This window comes from Pseudoalteromonas sp. ABE4_541, from assembly GCF_056312285.1.
In genome coordinates, this window is sequence record NZ_JBSVEM010000077.1 from 1 (window position 1) to 217 (window position 217).

The window sequence follows — 217 nt, forward strand, 5'->3', positions numbered from 1 at the left end:
CGCTTCACGTCAATGGACGACAAGATTTTATATCTCTATTCCAAAGGCATGACGACCCGTGAAATCGTTTCTACGTTCAAAGAAATGTATGGCGCTGATGTATCACCAACATTGATTTCTCGTGTTACAGATGCCGTTATCGCTCAAGTCGTAGAATGGCAAGCTAGGCCACTTGATGCTGTTTACCCAATCGTCTATCTCGACTGTTTAGTGGTTA

Annotated in this window: 1 protein-coding gene; it reads left to right on the forward strand. The window is 43.3% G+C overall.

Going from position 1 to position 217, the window contains the following annotated elements:
• A partial coding sequence (locus ACW689_RS21565; protein WP_476294463.1) for a transposase occupies positions 1–217 on the forward strand: 217 nt, incomplete at both ends.